The 5,173-nt window shown below is 69.1% G+C and carries 6 protein-coding genes and 1 pseudogene; 5 read left to right on the top strand and 2 right to left on the bottom strand.

The genetic code is table 11. The features are described from left to right. Together ACN675_RS27520 and ACN675_RS27515 are read right to left on the bottom strand one after the other, a co-directional pair. Nucleotides 1-596 (bottom strand): phytoene desaturase family protein (locus ACN675_RS27520; RefSeq protein ID WP_420753836.1); only part of this gene is annotated, 596 nt, incomplete at its 3' end. Nucleotides 597-605: 9 nt separating this feature from the next. Beyond that, entirely contained in the window at nucleotides 606-1,220 is a 615-nt protein-coding gene (locus ACN675_RS27515; RefSeq protein ID WP_420753835.1) for a GNAT family N-acetyltransferase, read from the bottom strand. A gap of 150 nt (nucleotides 1,221-1,370) precedes the next feature. Between ACN675_RS27515 and ACN675_RS27510 the strand changes: the two genes are divergently transcribed. From ACN675_RS27510 to ACN675_RS27490, 5 genes and pseudogenes are all read left to right on the top strand, one after another. Next, a complete protein-coding gene (locus ACN675_RS27510; protein WP_420753834.1) occupies nucleotides 1,371-1,829 on the top strand; it encodes an SAV_6107 family HEPN domain-containing protein in 459 nt (152 codons plus the stop codon). A 183-nt stretch (nucleotides 1,830-2,012) separates the two neighbouring features. Continuing rightward, a complete protein-coding gene (locus ACN675_RS27505) occupies nucleotides 2,013-2,432 on the top strand; it encodes a DUF3040 domain-containing protein (RefSeq protein ID WP_420753833.1) in 420 nt (139 codons plus the stop codon). A gap of 484 nt (nucleotides 2,433-2,916) precedes the next feature. Then, on the top strand, nucleotides 2,917-3,348 hold the full coding sequence (mraZ, locus tag ACN675_RS27500) for a division/cell wall cluster transcriptional repressor MraZ (RefSeq protein WP_068160088.1): 432 nt from the start codon (nucleotides 2,917-2,919) through the stop codon (nucleotides 3,346-3,348). A 244-nt stretch (nucleotides 3,349-3,592) separates the two neighbouring features. After that, the gene (gene rsmH / locus ACN675_RS27495; protein WP_420753832.1) at nucleotides 3,593-4,618 is read left to right on the top strand and encodes a 16S rRNA (cytosine(1402)-N(4))-methyltransferase RsmH; all 1,026 of its coding nucleotides are present in this window, start codon (nucleotides 3,593-3,595) and stop codon (nucleotides 4,616-4,618) included. Between the two features lie 3 nt (nucleotides 4,619-4,621). Then, nucleotides 4,622-5,173, top strand: a pseudogene (locus tag ACN675_RS27490) (hypothetical protein); the annotation flags it as partial.

Genomic DNA, 5,173 nt, shown 5'->3' with positions numbered 1-5,173 from the left:
GACTGCGCGCCGAACCACGCGAGCGCGGCCTTCAGCGGTTCGTCGTCGAAGTACTCGTCGAGCAGCGCGTCGCCGGAGGCGAGGAACTGCCGCGACAGGTCGCTGCCGCCGCTGCCGGTGTCCAGGCCCCAGAACGAGGAGAGGAGGTGCCGTCCGGTGGGTGGAGAGGAGAACGAGCGCATCACGGCGGCACTGCGGGGGGCCCACACGTCGACGAAACGCCGGTAGGCGTCGGCTTCGCGTGGGCCGCATGCGGTTTCGATCGATCGGCAGGTGCGGTCGAGGTCGCGGTGGAAGACGATGCCGGGACGGTCGCTGCCCGGTGGGGCGGGCGCGAACGCCCACGGATCGCAGTCGAGGTAGCGCAGCCCGAAACCGTCGAGTTCCAGTTCCTCGAGGATGCCGGTGTGCCGGATCATGATGTGCGCGGACGAACCGCGGTCGACGGCGTGGCCCGGGAATCGTTCGACGGTGGAGACGGCGCCCCCGAGGACCGTGTCGCGTTCGAGCACCTCCACCGAGCGGCCGGCGCGTGCGAGATAGCACGCGGAGACGAGGGCGTTGTGCCCGGAACCCACCACGACTGCGTCGATCACGGGCTCAGGTTATCGCCGTGGTCCGGTTTCGAGAGTCAGGGGGAGTTCGCGGCCGAGCACCGCGAACGGTCGTGCATCACCGGTGAAGACGAACCCGCGCACCACGTCGCGGAAGCCGAGGCGGCGGTACAGCCGCCACGCGCGGTTGTCCTCGCCGGGGACCTCGGGGGTGGACAGGAGCACCGCTCGTTCCGGCCGGTCGTCGAGCAGCCGCAGCAGGAGGGCCTCGCCGATGCGGTGTCCCTGTGCGTCGGGATGGACGTGCAGTTCGGTCAGTTCGAAGTAGTCGCCGAGGGTGGCGTCGATCTGTTCGACGGAATATCCCGCGTGCCGCATCCCGGTGCGGACCTGCTGGTTCCACCACTGCTGCGGAGCGCCGCGGTAGCCGTACGCGATCGCCACGAGGGTCGACGGGTCGTGCGGGAGGGCGGCGGCCACGGCACGCCATCCGGGGCGGCCGGCGTGTTCGGACCACATCGGGGCGCGGTGGTACTCGGTTCCTCGGGGATATTTCATGGCCGCGACGTAGATCGGCAGCATCTCGGGCAGGCGCGCGCGGAATTCCGCGGGGGACAGGTCGAGAAGAATCGGCGCCGCGTCGTGCGGGATCGGGTCCGTGCTCATGCGGGGAGGAGTCCGCCTTCCCTTGACGATATGTCGGTGGGTCCAGCTATATTGAATACGTCGAACGCATGTTCGACAACGGTGATCCGGTGATGTTCGAGGGAAGCGAACATCCCCGGATCACCCACCCGAGTCACGGGGAGGTGAGTGATGGCCGTGCCACAGGTTGCCGACGGGGGAGCAGGGTTCGGACGTCGAGGCTGCGTTACGCGTCCGGTGTCCTCGCGGGCGGCGACGATGCTGCGCCGGGCCGACGAGTTGTTGTCCGAGGCCGCAGGGACACGCGACGCCGCGGAACGATTCCAGCTCGCCTACCTCGCCGCGTTGCGGGGAGCGGGGGCCGTGCTCGCGGTCGCCGAGGTTCGTGCCGGGCAGGTGGTCCGGCGCGCCCGGACCCGCAACGCGTGGGTGCTCATGGCGAAGGCGGATCCGGGATTCGCGCGCTGGGCGGACTTCTTCGCCGACCGCTCCGAAACCCGGGCGGCGATCGAGTCCGGAATCACCCGGACGTTGCCGGCGGACGAGGCCGACAGGTTCTACGGCGAGGTCGGTTCGTTCCTCCACGAGGTGGAGGATTGTCTCTCCGATCGTGTGACCGTTCCCGAATGAGCGCGGGACCTTCGGCGCCGGGCCGCGGGGACGTTCGGAAGCCCGTGCGGGACTCCGTGTCGGAGTTGGTGGTCCAGCGCATGATGTACTCGTATTATGAGATCAGGCGGCCGTCAAAGTCGGCCCCCCGTCGCTTCCACCGGAGGAATCGGCGGCCACCGTTTTAGTGCCGGGGGAGGTACCGTGCCACTCTCCGAGCACGAGCAGCGCATGCTCGATCAAATCGAGAGCGCGCTCTATGCTGAGGATCCCAAGTTCGCCTCGACCGTCCGAGGCAGTCGGTTGGGCATGGCAGGCAGCCGTCGACGGCTGCAGGCCGGTGCGCTGTTCGTAGTGGGTCTGGCGTTGTTGATCGCGGGTGTCGCCCTGCCGGTGAAGCCGGGCGGGTTCCCGATCATCAGCCTGCTCGGCTTTCTTGTGATGTTCGGCGCGGGCGTTCTGCTCCTCGTCGGAGGTCGGCGCGGAAAGCCGCTCGGTGATGCTCCTCGTGGGGGCGGATCCGGCTCCGGGCAGGGAACCCGGACCCGAGGGAACCGCAAATCCACCGGTGGGTTCACCCATCGGATGGAGGAACGCTTCCGGCGGCGTTTCGAACAGGAATAGCCGCGTGTTCGCCCACGCGTAGAAGTCGGTTCGCGAAACGGCGCGACCCCGTGCAAAGGGGTCGCGCCGTTCGTCGTCTCGGGGATGGCGACGTGCGTCACGTGTCCGCCGGGCGGGGTGCGCGCATCGCCCCATATTCACCCCTCGGATTCACCCTCACCGGAGCCCTCCCACATCGCCCCACCGAGCTGCGAAGCGCTCCCGAGGCGGTCCGGAGCGGTTGCGTCGACCTGGGGTTTTCCCGTGTCGAGCGGAGCCGGCCCGGGACGCGCCCGGCCGCCGGATGACGCGGGAACCCGCCGACCCGAAGAGGCCCCACTCCACCCCACCTCCGTTGAGCAGCGATTTCGGGTGAAACGCCCGGCGATTCGCGCCCGTAATTGGTTGAACGTGGGGCAAAGTGGGGTACTGTGGGTCGCGGCGGAGCGGCTCGGGTTGCCCCGCCGGAGACGAATGGTCCGGCCGACTAGGGCGGGGGTGGCGAGTGTTTCTCGGCACCCATACGCCGAAGTTGGATGACAAGGGTCGGCTCACGTTGCCGGCGAAGTATCGAGACGAACTGGCGGGAGGGCTGATGATCACCAAAGGGCAAGACCACAGCCTGACCGTGTTCCCGCGCGACGAATTCGCGGCGCTCGCAGAGCGGGCCGCTGCCGCGTCGCGGAGCAATCCGCAGGCTCGCGCATTCCTGCGCAGCCTCGCGTCCGGCACGGACGAACAGCGACCCGACGCGCAGGGCCGGATCACGCTCTCCGCGGCACATCGCAAGTACGCCGGGCTCACCAAGGACTGCGTCGTGATCGGGGCGATCAAGCACCTCGAGATCTGGGACGCGACGGCGTGGGAGACCTACCTCGCCGAACACGAAGAAGAGTTTTCGGAGGCGAGGGACGAGGCGCTGCAAGACATCCTGTAAACCGCTGCTTCGGTCGCGCGGCGAGTGCCGCGAGGCCTCTGCCCGAGGCCGACCCTGACGCACTTCCCCAGCGCCAGGTTCGGCAACGGAGCCCTGACGCACTTCCCCAGCGCCAGGTCCCCGAATCGGACAGAGACCTCGATGCATTCGCCGCCCGCGTATCGGCACTCCGACGACCGTCCACCGATCGAACCCCACGTCTCGATTCGTTTCCCGAATCGACCGAACAGGAAGCGAAGAGAACATGGTGGACGGCGAGGACGACGCGAAACCCGGTGCAGCCGGTGACGTCCCCGCCGAAGGTTTCGCGCATGTTCCGGTGCTGCGCGAACGCGCCGACGAGCTGCTCGGTCCCGCGATCGAGGCGGTGGGCCCCGGTGGTGAGGGTGCCGTGTACGTCGACGCGACACTCGGTCTCGGCGGGCACTCCGAGTACTTCCTGCGCACCTATCCGGGACTGCGTCTGATCGGTCTCGACCGCGATCCGGACGCCCTCGCCATCGCGAAGGCGCGCCTCGCGCCGTTCGCGGACCGAACCGATTTCGTCCATACCCGCTACGACGGGATCGCCGACGCGCTCGAAGAGTGCGGACTCGATCGAATCGGGTCGGTCCACGCGATCCTGTTCGACCTCGGGGTGTCCTCGATGCAGCTGGACGAGGCCGACCGGGGCTTCGCGTACTCGCAGGACGCGCCGCTGGACATGCGCATGGACCCGACCGTCGGCATCACTGCCGCCGACGTTCTCAACACGTACAGCCACGGCGATCTCGCCCGCATCCTCAGCACCTACGGGGAGGAGCGGTTCGCGGGGAAGATCGCTTCCGAGATCGTCCGGACGCGCGAGAAGACGCCGTTCCGGACCAGCGGTCAGCTCGTCGAACTGCTCTACCGGACGATCCCGGCCGCGTCGCGCCGCACCGGAGGTCATCCCGCCAAACGCACGTTCCAGGCGCTGCGGGTGGAGGTCAACGCCGAACTCGACTCGCTCCGGGCCGCTGTGCCGGATGCTCTCGACGCGCTCGCCGTCGGCGGGCGCGTGGTGTTCATGTCGTACCAGTCCCTCGAGGATCGGGTGGTCAAGGCGGAGCTCGCTCCGCGCTCGAAGTCCCGGAGCCCGGAGGGGCTGCCCGTGGAACTGCCCGGAATGGGACCGGAACTGAGAATCCTCACCCGGGGTGCGGAGAAGGCCTCCCAGCACGAAGTGGAGCGCAACCCACGCTCGGCGCCCGTACGCCTGCGTGCCGCAGAACGAATCGCCAGGAGGTAACCGATGACCGTTCAGGTGGCATCCCCGCTCCGTCGTTCGGCGCGATCCACGGCGGCGCAGCGCGCGTACCAGCGGCGGAATCAGCGCGCCGCACACCTCGGTGTGACCGGGGAGTCACGGGGCGCGACCACGGCGACCCAGCAGCCCACGGTTGCGACCCGGATCCCGTTCGTCGCAACGATCCTCGCGCTGCTCGGCGTCGGCATGGCCGTCACGCTGCTGCTGACGACCCGGGCTGCCGAAGACTCCTACCAGCTCAGCGCCGCCCGGGCGCACAACGAGACCCTGCGGCAGGAACGCGCTGTTCTGCTGCGCGACGTGGAAGCCGGGAACTCGGCGCCCGTGCTCGCGGTGAAGGCCGCCGAACTCGGCATGATTCCGACCGGGGAGGTCGCGCGTCTGGTCGTCGGTGAGGACGGCTCGGTCCGGGTCGTGGGGACGCCGACCGCGGCGCACGGCGCACCGGCGGCGCCGTTGAACGCCCCGACCGCGGCCGACCGCACCGGGCCCGCACCGCTGGCCGGCAGTGCGGGAACCGAGAATCCGCGGCCGCTG

The sequence above is a fragment of the Rhodococcus sp. O3 genome (assembly GCF_048897285.1).
Classification (GTDB): Bacteria; Actinomycetota; Actinomycetes; order Mycobacteriales; family Mycobacteriaceae; genus Rhodococcus.
The sequence above is the reverse complement of the archived record's forward strand: the minus strand, read 5'-3'. Positions and strand labels throughout refer to the sequence as shown.